Raw genomic sequence first — 21,682 nt, 5'->3', positions numbered from 1 at the left:
GTACACACTGAAGCCCGCATGCCCCGTGGGTTATAGCGTAAAGTCGTAGGCCAAGGGCCTTGACACAAGTGACCGGGCAGTCTTGTCGCCCCCCGGCTCTTTGCGTATCCTCGGCGGTCCGTCAGAACAGTAAATAGCGGAATTGCCCACCATGTCAGACCTGAAAACCGCCGCTCTCGAATACCATGCTCAGCCTCGTCCGGGGAAACTGAGCGTCGAGCTCACCAAACCGACCGCCACCGCGCGTGACCTGTCCCTGGCTTACAGCCCGGGCGTCGCCGAACCCGTGCGCGAGATCGGTCGTGATCCAGAGCTGGCCTACAAGTACACCGGCAAGGGCAACCTGGTCGCAGTGATTTCCGACGGTACCGCCATTCTTGGCCTGGGTGACCTCGGCCCACTGGCCTCCAAACCGGTCATGGAAGGCAAGGGCGTGCTGTTCAAGCGTTTCGCAGGTATCGATGTATTCGACATCGAAGTCGAGTCGGAAAGCCCGCAAGCGTTCATCGACACCGTGCGCCGCATCTCGATCACCTTCGGTGGCATCAACCTGGAAGACATCAAGGCGCCTGAGTGCTTTGAAATCGAACGCACCCTGATCGAGCAGTGCGACATCCCGGTCTTCCACGATGACCAGCATGGCACCGCCATCGTCACCGCGGCCGGCATGATCAACGCCCTGGAAATCGCTGGCAAAACCCTCGAAGAGGCGAAGATCGTCTGCCTCGGCGCCGGTGCTGCCGCTATCTCCTGCATGAAGCTGCTGGTCAGCATGGGTGCCAAGGTCGAGAACATCTTCATGATCGACCGTACCGGCGTGATCCACGCTGGCCGCGACGACCTGAACCAGTACAAGGCCCAGTTCGCTCACGCTACCGACAAGCGCACCCTGGCCGACGCCCTGCAAGGCGCAGACGTGTTCGTTGGCCTGTCCGGCCCGAACCTGCTGAGCCCTGAAGGCCTGAAGTCGATGGCTGCCAACCCGATCGTGTTCGCCTGCTCGAACCCGGACCCAGAGATCAAGCCTGAGCTGGCCCACGCCACGCGTAACGACGTGATCATGGCTACCGGTCGCTCCGACTACCCGAACCAGGTCAACAACGTACTGGGCTTCCCGTTCATCTTCCGTGGTGCCCTGGACGTTCGCGCCAAGCGCATCAACGAAGAAATGAAGATCGCCGCTGCCATCGCCCTGAAAGACCTGGCCAAGCAGCCAGTGCCCAAGGAAGTGTGCGAGGCCTACGGCGTTCAGGCCCTGGAATTCGGTCGTGAGTACATCATTCCGAAGCCAATGGACCCACGCCTGATCACCCTGGTATCCGATGCCGTGGCCAAGGCCGCGATCGAAAGCGGCGTGGCGACCCTGCCGTACCCGCAGCACTACCCGCTGAAAAGCGTGGATGACGTGTTCAACGGCTGATTGTCCGTAGCGTCATGAAAAAGCCCCGGCTCGTGAGAGTCGGGGCTTTTTTGTGGGGATTTTGGGGCTGCAAAGCAGCCCCAAATACTAGCGTCGTTTGATAAGGAGAGACCGGGCCGGTATCAGAACAAATCCATCGGCGCCGCTTCATCCGCTGGCAGCGGGCTGCCCGGCGCTGCACCATTGCCCAGCTCATCCACCGACGGCGGCGAGTCTTCAGCCTTGAATAGCTCGAAGTAGGCATTGGGCGTATTCGGCGTAGCCGCACGACCGCTAACCGGGTCGACCCGCAGACTGAGAATGCCCTCAGGCTCGGCAGGTGGATGGTTCGGTTTGTCCTTGAGGGCGGCGCCCATGAAGCTCATCCAGATCGGCAGCGCTGCCGTACCACCGTACTCACGCCGGCCCAGGGTTTCCGGCTGGTCGAAGCCGACCCACACAGTGGTCACGTAATCAGCGTTATAGCCAGAGAACCAGGCGTCCTTGGACTCGTTGGTGGTACCGGTCTTGCCTGCCAGGTCAGTACGGCCCAGCGCCAAGGCGCGGCGCCCGGTACCGCGCTTGATCACGTCTTGAAGCATGCTGGTCAGAATGTAGCTGGTGCGCCCATCGATGATCTGCTCGGCAATCACCGGTGTCTGCGGGGCCGGAGCGACCTGGCCAAGGGCCGACGGCGCTTCGCCCGGCATGGCGACGGTGCTGATCGGCTGCTCTGGCGCGGCAATGCCGGCCTGGTCTTCGCCACCACCTTGCGGCACGTGAGCCGGGTTGGCGGTGAACAGGGTTTCACCGCTGCGGCTCTCGATGCGCTCGATCAGGTACGGGCTGATCTTGTAGCCGCCGTTGGCAAAGGTGCTCCAACCGGTAGCGATCTCCATGGGCGTCAGGGTCGCGGTGCCCAGCGCCAGCGAGAGGTTGCGCGGCAGGTCCTGCTTGTTGAAACCGAACTTGGCGATGTAGTCGATGGTGCGGTCTACGCCCATCGCTTGCAGCAGGCGGATCGACACCAGGTTGCGCGACTTGTACAGCGCCTCACGCATGCGGATCGGCCCGAGGAAGGTGTTGGTGTCGTTCTTCGGTCGCCAGACTTTGTCCAGGTACTCGTCGACGAACACGATCGGTGCGTCGTTGACCAGGCTGGCGGCGGTGTAGCCGTTGTCCAGGGCCGCGCTATAAACGAACGGCTTGAAGCTCGAGCCCGGTTGGCGCTTGGCCTGCATGGCGCGGTTGTAGTTGCTTTGCTCGAACGAGAAGCCGCCGACCAGGGCGCGGATAGCACCGTTATAAGGGTCGAGGGTGACCAGCGCACTCTGCGCGGCAGGCACCTGGCTGAACTTGAGCTTGCCTTCTTCCAGGCGCTGGATGCGGATCAGGTCGCCGATCTGGGCCACGTCTGCCGGCGACTGCGGTGCACGGCCCTGGGCATTGTTGTTCAGATACGGCCGGGCCCATTTCATGGTGTCCCAGGCGACATCCTGCTCTTCGCCATTGCGGGTCAGCACCTTCAGCCCAGCCTTGTCGACCTGGGTGACGATGGCCGGCTCCAGGCCGCCGAGGGTGCGCTGCTTGCTCAGCTCTTGCAGCCAGGCGGCGTGGGTCTTGCCGGGGAAGCGCGATTCCGGCCCGCGGTAGCCATGGCGCTCGTCATAGTCGGACAAGCCATTGAGCACGGCACTGTTGGCCATGTTCTGCATGTCGCTCGGCACCGTGGTGGTCACGCGGAAACCTTCGGTGTAGGCATCGCTGCCATAGCGGCCAACCATTTCGGCGCGGGCCATTTCGGCGATGTAGGGCGCGTTCACTTCCGGGGTTGGCACGTGATAGCTGGCGTTGAGCGGCTCGGCCAAGGCGGCCTGATAGCTGGCTTCGTCGATTTTGCCCAGCTTGTACATGCGGCCCAGGATCCAGTCGCGGCGCTCTTTGGCGCGCACCGGATTGGCCAGCGGGTTGAAACGTGACGGCGCCTTGGGCAGGCCGGCGATCATGGCCATCTGCGCCAGGCTGACATCGCGGATCGATTTGCCGTAGTAGACCTGTGCGGCGGCGTCGATGCCGTAGGCGCGGTTGCCCAGGTAGATCTTGTTGACGTACAGCTCAAGGATCTCGTCCTTGGTCAGCTCGCGTTCGATCTGCAGGGCCAGGAGAATTTCGTTGGTCTTGCGCGAGAAGCTGCGCTCGCTAGTGAGGAAGAAGTTCTTCGCCACCTGCATGGTAATGGTGCTGCCGCCAGTCTGGATGTGACCAGACTTCACCAACTGGGTCGCGGCGCGCATCAAGCTGCTCGGATCGACGCCATAGTGATTGAGGAAATTGTCGTCCTCGGCTGACAGAAGCGCCTGAATGAACTGTGGGGGAATTTCCGCAAAACGGATTGGAGACCGCCGCATTTCGCCGAACTCGGCAATCAGCTTGCCATCGCTGCTGTACACCCTCAGGGGGATCTGCAACTGGATGCTTCGTAGCGACTCGACCGAAGGCAGGCTGGGGCTAAGATACAGAAACGCACCGCTCAGACCGAGTACGAGCGCACAGATGACTGCGACGAAAGACCACCAGAAAAACTTCAGCAGGCGTATCAAGGCTTTGGGGTGTCCAGATTGAGAAGTGGATTGCACGCGGGTCCGGCGGACAGAAAAAAACGCTGGGCATTATAAGCATTTTTCGCCTTTCCGGGCGACCGGCCGGCCCTGGCCACCGGATCGGTGGGCGCGGTTTGGCGACGATGGAGCAGGGAGGCAGCGATGCTTGGACGCTTTGGCAAGGATGCCGGTTCACTACTGGGGGTGGAAATAGCCCATGACTCGATACGCATGCTGCAAGTGCAGCGTCGACAAGGGCGCTACCGGGTACTCGCCTGGGCGCAAGAAGCGCTGGACGTGCCATTGCACGCAGATTGGTCAAAAGACTATCAGCCACTGATCAAAGCGCTGCGCAGCGCCTATCTGCGCAGTGGCTGCAAGCGCCCGCAAGTCGCCGTAGCGCTGCCTGGTGCTGAGGTGATCTGCAAGGTTTGCTCTCTACCGGCAGGGCTGACCGCCGCGCAGCTGGAGGAGCGGCTGCTCGCAGACGCAGAGCGGCTGTTTCCTTTTCCACTCGAAGACCTGGCCATGGATTTTCAGGTCATGGGCGTTTCGCCGCAGGCTGAGGGACATGTGGATGTCCTGGTGGCTGCCTGTCGTCAGCGCTCACTCGAGCTGTTGGAGCAGATGTTTGAAGAGGCAGGTTTGCAGGCCGTAGCGGTGGAGGTCGACAGTATCGCCCTGCGACGGGTTCTACCGGCTGGCAACCACGCTTTGCTGCGGATTGAATCGGCTGGTGCAGCTCTGCATACCTGGTCTGACACGGGCTTGCCGCAACGTCAGGAGGTGCGCTTTGCCCCATCTGAACCTTGCGAAGCGCGTCTGGAGCGGGTTGCCCAGCTTTTCCATGGTGCCACCCCGCAGGGGCTGATGGTTGCAACGCAACCTATAGAGCCTGGCTGGATCGACGGCTTACAGCAGCGCTTGGGGATACCTTGCGATCAGTTCCGCGCTCTACATGGGGTGCGGGGCGATGTAAAAGAACTCTCTTTGCTCGCGCCGTCCATGGCACTGGCCTGCGGCTTGGCGCTGGGAGGGGGACAATGATGGTTCGCCTCAATCTATTGCCCTGGCGTGAGCGACAGCGACTGGCGGCAGTGCGACGGTTTCAGCGTGGTCTAGTGGTTAGCCTACTGTTCGCGCTTTGCGCGGTCATGGTGCTGGACCATATGGCGCGTCAGCGTGGGCTCCAGCAAGCCTCAAGGATTGCTGAGCGCCAAGCTGGCCTCGCGCAGCTGGATGGACAACTGGAGAGCCTTGCTCAGTTGCGCCAGGCGCGTGAGCGCACGCTGGCACAATCAGTTGCCCTGGCGGCCTTGAGGGTGGACCAGGGCGTACTGCCAAGACTGTTCGCCGAGTTGGAAAGGGCGTTGTCGGAGGGGCTGCAACTCACCGACCTGTCCTTGCAAGACGGGCAGCTTGAATTGACCGGGCTGGCGGCGTCTTCGGCTGTGGTCGCTCAGTTTATGCGCGAACTGCAACAGTCACGGCTACTTGAAGGGTTGGAACTCAAGCAAATCAAGGCGCATTCCCAGGGCGATGAGTTCCTGCTGTTGGCCCGTTTGCCGGCGCTTTCCAAGTGATTGGCGCGTGGTTGCCCGAATGGCAGGGGCTTGCTGTCAGTTCTCGAGCGTTCAAGGTAGTGGCCCTGGCTGCTCCCGCCTTGCTGGTGTTGGGCCTGGGCTGGCTGTTACGACTGCAAGAGCCACAGCAATCGTATCGGCAGGGTTCTGAGGTGCTCGTCGAGTTGGCGCGGGCGCACGCGCAAAAGTCGCAGCAGATGCAGGATCTGCCGACTATCAAGGCCGCGCTGGCTGATAGCCAAGTCCAGCTACAAGACGCCCGTTGGCGCCTTGCGGCGGGAGAGGGCATGAGTGATCTGCTCGACCAATTGGCCAGTTCCGGACACGCCCATGGACTGTCGTTCGAGCGGCTCGATGTGCTGGAGGAGGTCCAGGCCAGCGACTATTGGGTTGCGCCTTTGCAGATTGAAGTCATGGGTAGCTATTCGGCGTTGCGCATGTGGCTCGACGAGTGGCTGGGGCAAATGCGCTTGTTGCGCCCCTCAGGGCTGCGCCTGGAAGCAGCGCAGGGCCGCACGGGCGTGTTGCGGATGCGTCTGCAGGTTCAGGCCTATCACGCCGGGCAGACGCTGCCGCTGCCATTGTCGCTGGCTGATGAACCAGCCCGGGAAGCCACCGAGGCGCCTCGCTCAGATCCGTTCCAATCTTGGTCATCGAGGCTCGCAGTGGATGGTTTGGCCAGGGTGCCGCTGGCACAACTGGAAATGGTCGGCAGCCTTTCGCGTGCTGGCCAATCGCAGGCGCTGGTGTGGTCAGCGGGCCGAATCTATCGGGTCAAGGTGGGCGATCCCCTGGGCAGGGATGAGGGCGTCGTCACGCGCATCGATGAGCGCCAGATAGAAGTGCTTGAACGAGTGTTCCTCGGGGGTGCCTGGCAGCACCGGTCGACGTATCTCGCGCTCAGGAAGCGCGCGGGCAAAGGGGTCAAGGATGAGCGTGAAGCAGCTGTCGGTGTGGGTAGTGGCAATGATCCTGTGGATTCAGGGGGCGTCAGCGGCGACTTACGAGGGTGAACCGTTGTCGTTGAACTTCCAGGACGTAGAAGTGCGCTCGATCCTACAAGTGCTGGCTGACTACGCCGGGATCAATCTGGTGGTCAGCGACTCGGTCACTGGCAACATCACCTTGCGGCTGGAGCAGGTGCCCTGGGATCAGGCCTTGGACCTGGTACTGCGCAGCAAGGGGCTGGCCCGGCGCCAAGAGGGGAGTGTCCTGCTGGTAGCGCCAGTGGCCGAGTTGGCGGGGCAGTCACGCGAGGCGCAGTTGGGGCTGGAGCTCGATGCACAGTTGCAGCCGCTGGTTCGCGAGCTGCTGCCCATCCATCACGCTAAGGCGAGCGAACTTGCCGAGCTGTTGCGGGCCACGCTCGCCGAAGCGGGAGAAGCTGGGCGCGGCAGCCTGAGCGTGGATGTGCGCACCAACACCTTGGTTGCCCACCAGCCGGCAGCGCGACTCAAAGAGTTGCGGCGCTTGGTCGCGCAACTGGATGTGCCTGTGCGTCAGGTCATGATCGAGGCGCGTATCGTCGAGGCCAATGTCGATTACGAGAAAAGCCTGGGTGTGCGTTGGGGCGCGTCATTCTCGGCGGGCGATGCGCAGCTGACTAACGGCCTGTTTGTCGACCTTGGTGTCGATCGCGCCACATCCGGGGTGGGTTTGGGGTTGCTGCGTGGCGATACGTTGCTCGATCTGGAGCTCAGTGCCATGGAAAAAAGCGGCAATGGCGAGATCATCTCCCAGCCCAAAGTGGTTACGGCAGACAAGGAGACCGCCCGCATCCTCAAGGGCACCGAGGTGCCCTATCAGGAGACCAGCAGAAACGGCGCGACCTCTATCTCCTTTCGCGAGGCATCGCTGTCGCTGGAGGTCACACCACAAATTACGCCAGACGGTAGCGTTATCATGACGGTCAAGGTGACCAAGGACGAGCCAGACTTCGTCAATGCCTTGAACAACGTACCGCCGATTCGCAAGAACGAGGTCAATGCCAAGGTCCGGGTGGCGGATGGCCAAACCATTGTCATCGGTGGCGTCTACTCGACTTCGCAAAACAATGTGGTCGACAAGGTGCCATTTTTCGGCGATCTGCCGTATGTTGGGCGGCTGTTTCGACGCGATGCATTACAAGAGAAAAAATCCGAGCTGCTGGTCTTCCTGACTCCGCGTATCATGAGTGACCAGGCGATTGCTGTGAGTCGTTGATTCTGTGCGAAATTTGATACTTGTAGGCCCCATGGGTGCTGGTAAAAGCACCATCGGTCGCCTTTTGGCCAAAGAGCTGCGTTTGCTGTTCAAGGATTCCGACAAGGAAATCGAGCTGCGAACCGGCGCCAATATCCCGTGGATCTTCGACAAGGAAGGCGAACCGGGTTTCCGTGATCGTGAAGAGGCGATGATCGCCGAGCTCTGCGAGCTGGACGGCGTGGTCGTGGCCACCGGTGGCGGCGCAGTGATGCGTGAGGCCAATCGCCAGGCACTGCACGCCGGCGGACGAGTGATCTACCTGCACGCCTCGGTGGAGCAGCAGGTCGGCCGCACCGCACGTGATCGCAATCGCCCGCTGTTGCGCACAGCCAATCCCGAGGCGACCTTGCGTGCGCTGCTGGAATCGCGCGATCCGCTCTACCGCGAGATCGCTGACCTGGTGGTGGAAACCGACGAACGGCCACCGCGCATGGTGGTGCTCGACATCCTCGAGCGCCTGGAGAAGTTGCCGCCCCGCTGAGCCGGGGACTATCCTCGGCAGCCAATGCCGAGGCAGGGTTCAACGTTACCGCGCGGATTGCACTGGCGATGCCGCGCCCAAGCACATTGTGGGGATACATGCAGACACTAAAGGTCGATCTGGGCGAACGCAGCTACCCGATCTACATTGGCGAAGGCCTGTTGGACCAGCCTGAGTTGCTGGCACCGCACATTGCCGGCCGGCAAGTCGCCATCGTTTCCAACGAGACCGTCGCGCCGCTGTATCTCGAACGCTTGAGTCGCACCCTGGGCGCCTACTCGGTGGTGCATGTGGTGCTGCCCGACGGCGAAGCCTACAAGAACTGGGAAACCCTGCAACTGATCTTCGATGGCCTGCTCAGCGCACGCCATGATCGGCGTACCACCGTGGTCGCACTGGGCGGAGGGGTGATCGGTGACATGGCGGGTTTCGCTGCCGCTTGCTATCAGCGCGGTGTCGATTTCATTCAAGTGCCGACCACGCTGTTGTCCCAGGTCGATTCCTCGGTTGGCGGCAAGACCGGCATCAACCACCCGCTTGGCAAGAACATGGTCGGTGCCTTCTATCAGCCCAATGCGGTGCTGATCGACACCACTACCCTCAAGACCCTGCCAGAGCGCGAGCTGTCGGCAGGGCTTGCCGAAGTCATCAAGTACGGCCTGATCTGCGACAAGCCGTTCCTTGACTGGCTCGAAGAAAATATGACGGCCCTGCGTGGCCTGGATAACGCTGCCCTGACCGAGGCCATTCGCCGCTCCTGCGCGGCCAAGGCTGCGGTGGTCGGGGCTGACGAGCGTGAGTCTGGCGTGCGTGCGACCCTCAACCTGGGTCATACCTTTGGCCATGCCATCGAGACCCACATGGGCTACGGCGTCTGGCTGCACGGCGAAGCCGTGGCAGCAGGCACGGTAATGGCCCTGGAAATGTCCATGCGCCTGGGCTGGATCGACCAGCCGGCGCGTGATCGCGCTATTCGCCTGCTGCAGGACGCAGGATTGCCGGTGGTGCCCCCACAGGAAATGACCCCGGCGCATTTCATGGAGCATATGGCGGTCGACAAAAAGGTTCTCGACGGTCGCTTGCGCCTGGTGCTGTTGCGCCAGCTGGGCGAAGCCGTGATTACCGACGACTATCCGAAAGAGATCCTTCAGGCCACGCTGGCAGCGGATTACCGCGCGATCGTGGCCCAGCTTTGAGGTTGTGACAGCGCAATGACCAGTTTGCATGCCGATGAGGCGTTTCTCGACCATTACCAACTGAGCCACGATCCGTTCGCGCCGCGTGTGCCCGGCTTCAAGTTCTTCCCCGCCCAGCGCAAGCCGGTGTTGGGGCAACTGCATCACCTGGCCCGCTACAGCCAGCTGATGCTGGTAGTCACCGGCCCGGTGGGCAGCGGCAAGACCCTGCTGCGCCAGGCGCTGGTGGCAAGCACCAACAAACAGTCGGTACAAAGCGTGGTGGTTTCCGCCCGTGGCGCCAGCGATGCTGCCAGCGTGCTCGGCCAGGTGGCCCAGGCGCTTGGGGTAGCCCAGGCCGAGGTGCAAGCCATTCTGTCCCAGGTGGTACAACTGGCGCTGACCGGCCAGGAAGTCTATCTGTTGGTGGACGATGCGGAACAACTCGGCGAGTCGGCACTCCAAGCGTTGCTGGAGTTGGCGGCGGGGGTTCCGGAAGGGCGTCCGCACGTGTTCCTGTTCGGTGAGCCCTCGCTGATCGCAGGGTTGGATGAGCTCAATGCTGATGGTGATCGTTTCCACGTCATCGAGCTTGCCCCCTACAGCGAGGAAGAAACCCGCGAGTATCTGGAGCAACGCCTGGAGGGCGCTGGCCGGGGCATCGAGGTGTTCAGCGCTGAACAGATCGTCGATATCCATGAACATTCGGACGGCTGGCCTGGCACTATCAACCAGGTCGCCCGCGATACCTTGATCGAAGCCATGATCGCCACCCGCAGTACGGCGAAGCGACCATCCATGGGGTTCAAAATGCCTAAAAAACACGTGCTCGCGCTGTCTGCTGTCGTAGTGGTCGCCGTTGCTGCGGCGGTCCTGATGCCCAAGAAGGGCGCCGATAAAGCCCCTACCGACGCGCCTGCGGCCCAGGCCCAGCTGCCCTTGGGTGAAGGCCAGCCGGGCAACGCCCAGGCCAACAATGGCAACCCTGCCATCGAGTTCTCCGGCTCCTCCCAGCCAATGCCACTGCCGCTGGTAGGTCAGTCGCAGCCGGTCATGCGCGAGCCGCTAGCCCAGGCCGCAGGCATGGGCGATGGCGAAGAGGGCGGTCCAGCTGGCAACACTGCGTTACAACCCGCCAACCCGCCGACCGTTACCACCATTGCGCCGCCTGAAGGTGTTCCTGCGGGGCCAGCTGCGGCGCCTGCGCAGCCAATCGCCAGCGCGCCAAGCCAGCCGGTTGCGCCTGCGCCAAAGCCTGTTGCAACCCAGCCGGCCAAACCGGTAGCGCCTGCCAAGCCAGCGCCCGCTCCGACTCAGGTTGCAACCGCCAAGCCAGCGGCTAAACCTGCTGCTGGTGGTAGTGGTAACAGCGGCTGGTACTCGGGCCAAAAACCAGGCAATTACGTGGTGCAGATCCTCGGCACCAGCTCCGAAGCATCGGCCCAGTCGTTCGTCAAAGCGCAGGGTGGCGACTATCGCTACTTCAAGAAAACCCTGCAGGGCAAGCCACTGTACGTCGTCACTTACGGCAACTTCGCCAACCGTGATGCAGCGGTTGCGGCAATCAAGAACTTGCCAGCGAAGGTCCAGGCTGGTAAACCTTGGCCACGTACCGTTGCCAGCGTCCAACAAGAGCTGGCTACGGCTCGCTGATACCTTCCGGGCGGCACCACCCCGCTGCCCAGATGCTGAGCGACTCCTGACTTTCGTCTAGCCTGCTGCGTTCAAATGCGGCAGGCTTTTCTGTCCCAGACTGCCGGCCACAAGCCCTCTCTTGCAGTCCAGGCTGAAACGCTTCAGACTCCGACCAATGCCGTACCACGGCGACAGGTAAAAAACATTCAAAATTGCGACATAAATTTACAACGATTCGTCGTTAGAATTTGTGAGCTTCACTGTCGCTGTGCAACAATGGTTTCACGTTGCCCCCCGCAAAAAAGCTGGCATTCGACCGGTGTGGATGGTAAGTGGTTGTACTAAAAAGAGATTTGCCTCCGTCGAGAGGTGAACCTGGTGAGAATGTGTCTATGAAAACAGGTCTGTACCATCCGGAAGAATTCAAGGACAACTGTGGTTTCGGCCTGATCGCCCATATGACGGGCGAGCCAAGTCACCACCTTCTGCAAACTGCCATGCAGGCGTTGACCTGCATGACCCACCGCGGTGGGATCAACGCCGACGGCAAGACCGGCGACGGTTGCGGCTTGCTCATGCAGAAGCCCGATCAGTTTTTGCGCGCCGTGGCCCAAGAGCATTTCGCCGTCGAGCTGCCCAAGCAGTACGCGGTAGGCATGGTGTTCTTCAACCAGGACCCGGTTAAAGCGCAAGCCGCACGCGCCAACATGGACCGCGAGATCCTCGCCGCTGGCCTGAAGCTGGTCGGCTGGCGCAAAGTGCCGATCGACACCAGCGTGCTCGGCCGCCTGGCCCTGGAGCGCCTGCCGCAGATCGAGCAGGTATTCATCGGCGGTGAAGGCCTGAGCGACCAAGAGTTCGCCATCAAGCTGTTCAGTGCCCGTCGTCGCTCGTCTGTGGCCAACGCCCACGACAGCGACCACTACATCTGCAGCTTCTCGCACAAGACCATCATCTACAAAGGCCTGATGATGCCGCGCGATCTCGCGGCGTTCTATCCAGACCTCGATGACCCACGCCTGCAAACCGCGATCTGCGTGTTCCACCAGCGTTTCTCGACCAACACCCTGCCGAAATGGCCGTTGGCCCAGCCGTTCCGCTTCCTCGCCCACAACGGCGAGATCAACACCATCACCGGCAACCGCAACTGGGCCATGGCCCGTCGCACCAAATTCGCCAACGACCTGATTCCCGATCTCGAAGAGCTTGGCCCGCTGGTCAACCGCGTAGGTTCGGACTCCTCGAGCATGGACAACATGCTCGAACTGATGGTCACCGGCGGCATCGACCTGTTCCGCGGCGTGCGCATGCTGGTGCCGCCAGCGTGGCAGAACGTCGAGACCATGGACGCCGACCTGCGCGCCTTCTACGAATACAACTCCATGCACATGGAGCCGTGGGACGGCCCGGCCGGTATCGTCATGACCGAAGGTCGCCATGCCGTCTGCCTGCTCGACCGCAACGGCCTGCGCCCGGCGCGCTGGGTCACCACGCGCAACGGCTACATCACCCTCGCCTCGGAAATCGGCGTGTGGGACTACAAACCAGAGGACGTGGTCGCCAAGGGCCGGGTTGGTCCGGGGCAGATCTTTGCCGTGGACACCGAGACCGGGCAGATCCTCGACACCGACGCCATCGACAACCGCCTAAAGTCGCGCCATCCGTACAAGCGCTGGTTGCGCCAGCACGCCACGCGCATCCAGGCGACCCTGAGCGATGACCAGGGCGCGGCCAGCTACGATGCTGACCAGCTCAAGCAATTCATGAAGATGTTCCAGGTCACCTTCGAAGAGCGTGACCAGGTCCTGCGTCCGCTCGGCGAGCAGGGCCAGGAAGCGGTCGGTTCGATGGGTGACGACACGCCGATGGCAGTATTGTCGCAGCGCGTGCGTTCGCCGTACGACTTCTTCCGCCAGCAGTTCGCCCAGGTGACCAACCCACCGATCGACCCGCTGCGCGAAGCGATCGTGATGTCGCTGGAGATCTGCCTGGGGGCCGAGCGCAATATCTTCCAGGAGTCCCCGGAGCATGCTTCGCGGGTGATCCTCAGCTCGCCAGTGATCTCGCCAGCCAAGTGGCGCTCGCTGATGAACCTGGAGCGCGAAGGCTTCGAGCGTCAGCTGATCGACCTCAACTACGAACAAAGCATTGGCCTGGAAGCTGCCATCCGCAACATCGCCGATCAGGCTGAAGAAGCGGTGCGGGCAGGCAAGACCCAGCTGGTGCTGAGCGACCGTTACATCGCCCCTGGCAAACTGCCGGTGCACGCTTCGCTGGCCGTGGGCGCGGTGCATCACCGCCTGACCGAACAGGGCCTGCGCTGCGACAGCAACATCCTGGTAGAAACCGCTACCGCCCGTGACCCGCATCACTTCGCCGTGCTGCTGGGCTTCGGTGCCTCGGCGGTGTACCCCTACCTGGCCTACGAAGTGCTGGCCGACCTGATCCGTACCGGCGAAGTGCTGGGCGATCTGGACGAAGTGTTCAAGTACTACCGCAAGGGCATCTCCAAGGGTCTGCTGAAGATCCTGTCGAAGATGGGGATCTCGACCATCGCCTCGTACCGTGGCGCGCAGTTGTTCGAAGCCATCGGCCTGTCCGACGAAGTGGTCGGGCTGAGCTTCAAGGGCGTGCCGAGCCGCATCAAGGGCGCGCGTTTCGTCGACCTGGAAGGCGACCAGAAGCTGCTCGCCGCCGAAGCCTGGAGCGCGCGCAAGCCGATCCAGCAAGGCGGGCTGCTCAAGTTCGTCCATGGTGGCGAATACCACGCCTACAACCCGGATGTGGTCAACACCTTGCAGGCCGCCGTGCAGCAGGGCGACTACGCCAAGTTCAAGGAATACACCACGCTGGTCGACACCCGGCCGGTGTCGATGATCCGCGACCTGCTCAAGGTCAAGGTGGCCGAGCAGCCGCTGGCGCTGGATCAGGTCGAGCCGCTGGAGGCGATCCTCAAGCGCTTCGACTCTGCCGGTATCTCCCTGGGCGCGCTGTCGCCAGAAGCCCACGAGGCCCTGGCCGAGGCGATGAACCGCCTGGGCGCACGCTCCAACTCCGGTGAGGGCGGTGAAGACCCGTCGCGTTACGGCACCGTGCGCAGCTCCAAGATCAAGCAGGTCGCCACTGGCCGCTTTGGTGTCACCCCCGAATACCTGGTCAACGCCGAAGTGCTGCAGATCAAGGTGGCCCAGGGTGCCAAGCCGGGCGAAGGTGGTCAGCTGCCGGGCGGCAAGGTCAATGGCCTGATCGCCAAGCTGCGGTATGCGGTTCCGGGCGTGACCCTGATCTCGCCGCCGCCGCACCATGACATCTACTCGATCGAAGACTTGGCCCAGCTGATCTACGACCTCAAGCAGGTCAACCCGCAGGCGCTGGTCTCGGTCAAGCTGGTCGCTGAAGCTGGCGTGGGCACCATCGCCGCCGGCGTGGCCAAGGCCTATGCCGACCTGATCACCATCTCCGGCTACGACGGCGGTACCGGCGCTTCGCCGCTGACCTCGATCAAGTACGCCGGTGCACCGTGGGAGCTGGGCCTGGCCGAGACCCACCAGACCCTGCGCGGCAACGACCTGCGCGGCAAGGTTCGGGTGCAGACCGACGGTGGCCTGAAAACCGGCCTGGACGTGATCAAGGCCGCCATTCTCGGCGCCGAAAGCTTCGGTTTCGGCACCGCGCCGATGATCGCCCTGGGCTGCAAATACCTGCGTATCTGCCATCTGAACAACTGCGCCACTGGCGTCGCCACCCAGAACGACAAGCTGCGCAAGGATCACTACATCGGCACGGTCGACATGGTGATCAACTTCTTCACCTTCGTCGCCGAAGAAACCCGTGAGTGGCTGGCCAAGCTCGGCGTCAGCAGCCTCGGCGAGCTGATCGGTCGCACCGACCTGCTCGAAGTATTGCCAGGCGACACCGAGCGTCAGCAGTACCTCGACCTCAGCCCGCTGTTGGGCAGCTCGCACATCCCGGCTGACAAGCCGCAGTTCTGCGAAGTCGACAAGAACCCGCCGTTCGACCAAGGCGAGCTGGCCGAGAAGATGGTCGAGATGGCCTTGCCGGCGATCCGCGACCAGGCCGGTGGTGAGTTCAGCCTGGACATCTGCAACTGCGACCGTTCGATTGGTGCGCGCATCTCTGGCGAAATCGCCAAGCTGTACGGCAACCAGGGCATGGCCGCCAAGCCGATCACCTTCCGCTTCAAGGGTACTGCAGGGCAGAGCTTCGGCGTGTGGAACGCCGGTGGCCTGAACCTGCTGCTCGAAGGCGATGCCAACGACTACGTCGGCAAGGGCATGACCGGTGGCAAGGTGACCATCGTGCCGCCTGCTGGCAGCCCGTTCAAAACCCAGGACAGCGCCATCGTCGGCAATACCTGCCTGTACGGTGCCACTGGCGGCAAGCTGTTCGCCGCCGGTACCGCAGGTGAGCGCTTCGCTGTACGTAACTCCGGCGCCCACGCTGTGGTCGAGGGCACCGGCGATCACTGCTGTGAATATATGACCGGCGGCTTTGTCTGCGTCTTGGGCAAGACCGGTTACAACTTCGGTTCTGGCATGACTGGCGGCTTCGCCTACGTGCTCGACATGGACAACAGCTTCGTCGACAAGCTCAACCACGAGCTGGTGGAAATCCAGCGTATCAGTGGTGAAGCGATGGAGGCTTACCGTAGCCACCTGGCGCGGGTCCTTGCCGAATACGTCGAAGAGACCGGCAGCGAGTGGGGGCGTGAGCTCTCGGAGAACCTGGACGACTACGTGCGGCGCTTCTGGTTGGTCAAGCCGAAGGCGGCCAATCTCAAGCAGTTGCTGTCCAGTACCCGTGCCAACCCGCAGTAAAAGCAGCTGCAAGTGGCAAGCCTCAAGCTGCAAGTGACCGCAGTGCGAGGTTTGCCGGGCTTACGTGATCGTCTTGCGGCTTGCAGCTTATCGCTTGCAGCTGCTGTTGAGAGGTTTTGAAAAATGGCTGAACGTCTGAATAACGACTTCCAGTTCATCGAAGTCGGGCGCAAAGACCCGAAGAAAAAGCTGCTGCGTCAGCGCAAGAAGGAGTTCGTCGAGATCTACGAACCCTTCAAGCCCCAGCAGTCCGTCGACCAGGCGCACCGTTGCCTGGGTTGCGGCAACCCGTACTGCGAATGGAAATGCCCGGTGCACAACTTCATCCCCAACTGGTTGAAGCTGGTCTCCGAAGGCAACATCCTGGCCGCGGCGGAACTGTCGCACCAGACCAACACCCTGCCGGAAGTCTGTGGCCGCGTGTGCCCGCAGGATCGTCTGTGCGAAGGTGCCTGCACCCTCAACGACGGCTTTGGCGCGGTGACCATCGGCTCGGTGGAGAAGTACATCACCGACACCGCCTTCGCCATGGGCTGGCGTCCGGACATGTCCAAGGTCAAGCCGACCGGCAAGCGTGTCGCCATCATCGGTGCCGGCCCGGCCGGCCTGGGTTGCGCTGACGTGCTGGTGCGTGCCGGGGTGACTCCGGTGGTGTTCGACCGCAACCCTGAAATCGGTGGCCTGCTGACCTTCGGCATCCCCGAGTTCAAGCTGGAAAAGACCGTGCTGAGCAATCGCCGCGAAGTCTTCACCGGCATGGGCATCGAGTTCCGCCTGAACACCGAAGTGGGCAAGGACATCACCTTGGAACAACTGCTCGCCGAGTACGACGCAGTGTTCATGGGCATGGGCACCTACACCTACATGAAGGGCGGTTTCCCGGGTGAAGACCTGCCGGGCGTGCACGATGCGTTGGACTTCCTGATCGCCAACGTCAACCGCAACCTGGGCTTTGAAAAGTCGCCGGAAGACTTCGTCGACATGCAGGGCAAGAAGGTGGTGGTGCTTGGCGGTGGCGATACCGCGATGGACTGCAACCGCACCTCGATCCGCCAGGGCGCCAAGTCGGTGACCTGTGCCTATCGTCGTGACGAGGCAAACATGCCCGGTTCGCGCAAAGAGGTGAAGAACGCCAAGGAAGAGGGGGTGAAATTCCTCTACAACCGCCAGCCTATCGCCATTGTCGGCGAAGACAAGGTCGAAGGGGTGAAGGTGGTCGAGACCCGTCTCGGCGAGCCGGATGCCCGTGGTCGTCGCAGCCCTGAGCCGATTCCAGGCTCCGAGGAGATCCTGCCGGCCGATGCCGTGGTGATCGCCTTCGGTTTCCGTCCGAGCCCAGCGCCGTGGTTCGAGCAGTACGGCATTCAAACCGACAGCCAAGGGCGGGTGGTTGCACCTGAGAAGGCCAAGTTCAAGCACCAGACCAGCAACCCTAAAGTGTTTGCCGGTGGCGACATGGTGCGCGGTTCTGACCTGGTGGTGACGGCGATCTTCGAAGGGCGCACCGCTGCCGAAGGGATCCTGGACTACCTCGAAGTCTGACCGATCGCTATCGCGGGGCAAGCCCGCTCCCATGCAGATGAGTGTGCTGCGAGGGAGCGGGCTTGCCCCGCGATGCTTTTTGTATACAAAAATAATTGATCCAAGGCAGACGGATAGACAAACAACCGTGCCTTTTCTCTGTACGTCTGAGAAAATGCCCGCACTTTTTTTCCGGATGCCGACATGACTGCCCTGAAGAACGATCGTTTCCTGCGTGCACTGCTCAAGCAACCCGTAGACGTCACTCCAGTCTGGATGATGCGCCAGGCCGGCCGCTACCTGCCGGAGTACCGCGCCAGCCGGGCCAAGGCGGGTGACTTCATGAGCCTGTGCATGAACCCGCAGTTCGCCTGCGAGGTCACCCTGCAGCCGCTGGACCGTTACCCGCTGGACGCAGCGATCCTCTTCTCGGACATCCTCACCATCCCCGATGCCATGGGCCAGGGCCTGTACTTCGAAACTGGCGAGGGCCCGCGTTTCAAGAAGGTCATCAGCACCCTGGCGGACATCGAAGCGCTGCCGATCCCTGATCCGCACAAGGACCTGGGCTACGTGATGGACGCGGTCAGCACCATCCGCCGTGAGCTCAATGGCCGTGTACCGCTGATCGGCTTCTCCGGCAGCCCCTGGACCCTGGCCACCTACATGGTCGAAGGCGGCTCCTCCAAGGACTTCCGCAAGACCAAGGCCATGCTCTACGACAACCCGCAGGCCCTGCACCTGCTGTTGGACAAGCTGGCCCAGTCGGTCACCAGCTACCTCAACGGCCAGATCCAGGCCGGTGCCCAGGCGGTGCAGATCTTCGACACCTGGGGTGGCAACCTGTCGGCGGCGGCCTACCAGGAGTTCTCCCTGGCCTACATGCGCAAGATCGTCAGCGGCCTGATCCGCGAGCACGACGGGCGCAAGGTGCCGGTGATCCTGTTCACCAAGAACGGCGGCATGTGGCTGGAAAGCATCGCCGAGGCTGGCGCTGACGCGTTGGGCCTGGACTGGACCTGCGAGATTGGCGATGCCCGCCGCCGGGTCGGCGACAAGGTGGCCCTGCAGGGCAACATGGACCCAACCGTGCTGTATGCCAAGCCTGCCGCGATTCGCCAGGAAGTTGCGCGGATTCTGGCCAGCTACGGCAAGGGCACTGGGCATGTATTCAACCTGGGGCATGGCATTACCCCAGAGGTCGATCCAGAGCACGCAGGCGCGTTCATCAACGCGGTGCACGAGCTGTCCGCGCAGTATCATCAGTAAGCGTTGAATCTATCGCGGGGCCAGCCCGCTCCCACGCAAAAGTCCTCAGGGACGAGGCGTGGGAGTGGGCTTGCCCCGCGATACGTTTGGATTAAGGTTTAATTCAGCGATCGTCGTTAATCTGGTCCCATCTCAACCGATACAGGACCTGACCTCATGAAAGCTCGCTACTTCGCCCTGATTCTCGCGCCGCTGTTCAGCACCGCTGCCCTGGCCAATACCTACACCGGTCCAGGTGCTCAACCGGTCACCACTGTGGCTGCTGCCAACGACGCCGCTGACGACACCCGCGTGGTCCTGCAAGGCTTCGTGACCAAGAAGCTGGATAACGACGACAAGTACGAATTCAAGGACAACACCGGCACCATCAAAGTCGAGATCGACGATGAGGACATGCCAGCGGCAGGCTTCAACGACAAGACCAAGGTCAAGCTGACCGGTGAAGTCGAGAAGAACCTGATGAGCCGCGAAGTGGATGTGGATATCGTCGAGATCATTAACTGATCAGCAGTGATCCCTGATCAAAACGTGGGAGCGGGCTTGCCCCGCGATGGCGATGCAGAGGTCTTCTGCGCTATCGCGGGGCAAGCCCGCTCCCACATTGCACCACTTCGATCAGAGGGCCTTGGGTTGTAGCCGGCTTAGGTGCAACGCAACCAGCAACGCCACCGCCAACAGGCTGCCAATGAACAGCCCAATCCCATTCCATCCGGCCATGTGCCAGAACACCCCACCGGCCGTCCCGGCCACACTCGATCCGGCGTAATAGCAGAACAGGTACAGCGAAGACGCCTGGCCCTTGGCCTTCAATGCGCGTCGGCCAATCCAGCTGCTGGCCACCGAGTGCGCGCCAAAGAAGCCAAAGGTGAACACCAGCATGCCCAGGATCACCATTACCAGCGGGCTGGACAGGGTCAGCAACAGACCACCTGCCATCACCAGGATGCTCGCCCAGAACACCTTGCGCCGCCCCAGCTTGTCAGCAAGGGCGCCGACCTGCGCCGAACTGTAGATACCCGACAGGTAAACCACCGAGAGCAAGCCCACCAGCGCTTGGTTCATGTGATACGGCTCGGCCAGCAAGCGGTAGCCAATGTAGTTGAACAGGGTAACGAAGGCGCCCATCAGCAGGAACGCTTCAAGGAACAACCACGGCAACCCGGCGTCGCGAAAGTGCATGACAAAGCTGTCGAGCAGACTGCGCGGGTTCATCGCTTGTGGGCGGAAGTTGCGCGACTCGGGCAGCACTTTCCAGAACACCACCGCCGCCGCCAGGGCCAGCCCGCCAATGGTCAGCATCGCCGTGTGCCAGCTAACGAAGTCGATCAGCACGCCAGTGATCAGCCGCCCGCTCATGCCGCCGATGGCGTTGCCGCCGATGTACAGGCCCATGGCCAAGCCGATGTGCTGCGGATGAATCTCCTCACTCAGGTAGGTCATTGCCACCGCTGCCAGGCCGCTTAGCGACAAGCCAACCAAGGCCCGCGTCGCCAGCACCAACTCCCAACTTGGCATAACCGCACTGGCCAGGGTCGACAGCGCAGCGCAGACCAGGGCGAATACCATCACCGGCTTGCGGCCGATCCGGTCCGAGATCGGCCCGGTGACCAGCAGGCCAAAGGCGAGCATCGCCGTCGACACCGACAGCACCAGGCTGCTCTGCGCGGCGTTGATGGAGAACTCCTGCGACAGCAGCGGCATCATCGGTTGCACGCAGTAGAGCAGGGCAAAGGTGGCAAAGCCGCCGCTGAACAATGCCAGCACGGTCTTGAGGAAGGCGGGAGTGCCTTTCTCGATCCAGATCTCGTTCAGTGGGGCAGGCTCAGGGTCGACAGGCAGGGGCGCTACAGCAGTTTTCACGAAGGGGTCCCTCGGGCACGCGGGCCGGTGTTGCGAATTGTAAAAAGCATATAGCTGGCTAATGATTAGATCCAATATATTGTTCGACCTATTTAAGACGTTGTACGACTTGTTTGGAACTGCTCATGGAATTGCGTCACCTGCGCTACTTCATCGCCGTTGCCGAGGAGCTGCACTTTGGCCGCGCCGCGCAGCAGCTGGGGATTTCCCAGCCCCCCCTGAGTCAGCAGATCCAGGCGCTGGAGCAGGAGCTGGGCGCGCGTCTGTTCGAGCGCACCAATCGTCGGGTCGAGCTGAGCGAAGCGGGCCGGTTGTTTTTAGAGGAGGCGCGCCAGGTACTCGCCCAAGTGGAAAAAGCCGCTGATGTCGCCCGTCGAGCGCAACTGGGCGAGTTGGGTGAGATGAAGATCGGCTTCACCTCCTCGGCGCCGTTTACCTCGAAGATTCCCAAGGCGATTCATGCATTTCGCCAGCGCTTTCCCGCCGTGCACTTGAACCTCAAGGAGATGAGCAGTCGAGATGTCGCCGAGGCGGTATTCGACGAGTCGATCGAAGTCGGCCTGATGCGGCCAATGCCGCTGCCAGAGGGATTGGTCGTCACTGAGTTGTTCCGAGAGCCGCTGGTGGCAGTGATCAACGCCTCGCACCCGCTGGCGCAGGGGAGCGAGCAGGGCGTGTACATGGCGGCGCTGGCCCATGAGCCGTTCGTGTTCTTTCCGCGCAGCTATGGCAGCGGCTTGCATGCGCAGTTATTGAGCCTGGCCCGGCAAGCGGGGTTCAGCCCACATTTTGCCCAGGAGGCGGGGGAGGCGATGACCATCATTGGCCTGGTGTCGGCGGGGTTGGGGGTGTCGGTGCTGCCGGCGTCGTTCCAGCGCATGCGTATTGATGGCGTGGTGTATCGCACCCTGCTCGATGAGGGCGCGGGGACATCGGTGTGGCTGGTCCAGCGCCAGGCAGGAGGGTCGGCGATGGCCAGGGCATTTGCCGAGCTCCTGACCCGCGAAAGTACCCTGTAGCCCGTCCTGGTCTCTTCGCGGGCAAGCCCGCCTCCACAAGGTTATGCAACACCACCGG

At 62.1% G+C, this 21,682-nt stretch carries 15 protein-coding genes; 13 read left to right on the top strand and 2 right to left on the bottom strand.

All coding sequences use genetic code 11. The annotated features are described in order from the left end of the window. Positions 1-151: 151 nt before the first annotated feature. Complete coding sequence (locus AAZU54_RS20605) at positions 152-1,420, top strand: malic enzyme-like NAD(P)-binding protein (protein WP_186556568.1); 1,269 nt, start codon at positions 152-154, stop codon at positions 1,418-1,420. Positions 1,421-1,542: 122 nt separating this feature from the next. Here AAZU54_RS20605 and AAZU54_RS20600 read toward each other — a convergent pair whose 3' ends face one another. Beyond that, positions 1,543-3,999: a penicillin-binding protein 1A gene (locus AAZU54_RS20600; RefSeq protein WP_434727590.1), complete on the bottom strand. Its 2,457-nt coding sequence runs from the start codon at positions 3,997-3,999 to the stop codon at positions 1,543-1,545. Between the two features lie 162 nt (positions 4,000-4,161). Between AAZU54_RS20600 and pilM the strand changes: the two genes are divergently transcribed. The 11 genes from pilM (at position 4,162) to AAZU54_RS20545 (ending at position 19,249) form a co-directional block, all read left to right on the top strand. Then, a complete protein-coding gene (gene pilM, locus AAZU54_RS20595) occupies positions 4,162-5,046 on the top strand; it encodes a type IV pilus biogenesis protein PilM (RefSeq protein WP_186556611.1) in 885 nt (294 codons plus the stop codon). Then, positions 5,046-5,582: a PilN domain-containing protein gene (locus AAZU54_RS20590; RefSeq protein ID WP_186556612.1), complete on the top strand. Its 537-nt coding sequence runs from the start codon at positions 5,046-5,048 to the stop codon at positions 5,580-5,582. The genes pilM and AAZU54_RS20590 overlap by 1 nt, the downstream gene beginning before the upstream one ends. Positions 5,583-5,668: 86 nt before the next feature. Next, complete coding sequence (locus tag AAZU54_RS20585) at positions 5,669-6,595, top strand: pilus assembly protein PilP (protein ID WP_434727594.1); 927 nt, start codon at positions 5,669-5,671, stop codon at positions 6,593-6,595. Then, entirely contained in the window at positions 6,513-7,784 is a 1,272-nt protein-coding gene (locus tag AAZU54_RS20580; protein ID WP_312151418.1) for a type IV pilus secretin PilQ, read from the top strand. Before AAZU54_RS20585 ends, AAZU54_RS20580 begins: the two co-directional genes overlap by 83 nt. Positions 7,785-7,788: 4 nt before the next feature. Then, positions 7,789-8,307, top strand: a complete 519-nt coding sequence (aroK, locus tag AAZU54_RS20575; protein WP_186556571.1) for a shikimate kinase AroK — start codon at positions 7,789-7,791, stop codon at positions 8,305-8,307. A 98-nt stretch (positions 8,308-8,405) separates the two neighbouring features. Continuing rightward, positions 8,406-9,503 (top strand): 3-dehydroquinate synthase, encoded by a 1,098-nt coding sequence (gene aroB, locus AAZU54_RS20570; protein ID WP_392467889.1) that lies wholly within the window; start codon positions 8,406-8,408, stop codon positions 9,501-9,503. Between the two features lie 15 nt (positions 9,504-9,518). Beyond that, positions 9,519-11,135 (top strand): AAA family ATPase, encoded by a 1,617-nt coding sequence (locus tag AAZU54_RS20565; protein WP_186556573.1) that lies wholly within the window; start codon positions 9,519-9,521, stop codon positions 11,133-11,135. 374 nt (positions 11,136-11,509) lie between these two features. Next, positions 11,510-15,955 carry a glutamate synthase large subunit gene (gltB, locus tag AAZU54_RS20560; RefSeq protein WP_186556574.1) on the top strand — a complete coding sequence of 1,482 codons (4,446 nt, stop codon included), beginning with the start codon at positions 11,510-11,512 and terminating at the stop codon, positions 15,953-15,955. Positions 15,956-16,078: 123 nt separating this feature from the next. Beyond that, on the top strand, positions 16,079-17,497 hold the full coding sequence (locus AAZU54_RS20555) for an FAD-dependent oxidoreductase (protein WP_186556575.1): 1,419 nt from the start codon (positions 16,079-16,081) through the stop codon (positions 17,495-17,497). 183 nt (positions 17,498-17,680) lie between these two features. Further along, positions 17,681-18,745, top strand: coding sequence for a uroporphyrinogen decarboxylase (hemE, locus tag AAZU54_RS20550; RefSeq protein ID WP_186556576.1), 1,065 nt, complete (start codon positions 17,681-17,683; stop codon positions 18,743-18,745). 156 nt (positions 18,746-18,901) lie between these two features. Continuing rightward, a complete protein-coding gene (locus AAZU54_RS20545; RefSeq protein ID WP_186556577.1) occupies positions 18,902-19,249 on the top strand; it encodes a YgiW/YdeI family stress tolerance OB fold protein in 348 nt (115 codons plus the stop codon). A gap of 111 nt (positions 19,250-19,360) precedes the next feature. Here the strand turns inward: AAZU54_RS20545 and AAZU54_RS20540 are convergent, their stop codons facing one another. Next, positions 19,361-20,605, bottom strand: coding sequence for an MFS transporter (locus AAZU54_RS20540; protein ID WP_312154919.1), 1,245 nt, complete (start codon positions 20,603-20,605; stop codon positions 19,361-19,363). A gap of 125 nt (positions 20,606-20,730) precedes the next feature. Between AAZU54_RS20540 and AAZU54_RS20535 the strand changes: the two genes are divergently transcribed. After that, the gene (locus AAZU54_RS20535) at positions 20,731-21,624 is read left to right on the top strand and encodes a LysR family transcriptional regulator (protein ID WP_186556579.1); all 894 of its coding nucleotides are present in this window, start codon (positions 20,731-20,733) and stop codon (positions 21,622-21,624) included. Positions 21,625-21,682: the final 58 nt, after the last annotated feature.

Source organism: Pseudomonas sp. Je.1.5.c (assembly GCF_051129895.1).
Lineage (GTDB): Bacteria > Pseudomonadota > Gammaproteobacteria > Pseudomonadales > Pseudomonadaceae > Aquipseudomonas > Aquipseudomonas urmiensis.
The sequence above is the reverse complement of the archived record's forward strand: the minus strand, read 5'-3'. Positions and strand labels throughout refer to the sequence as shown.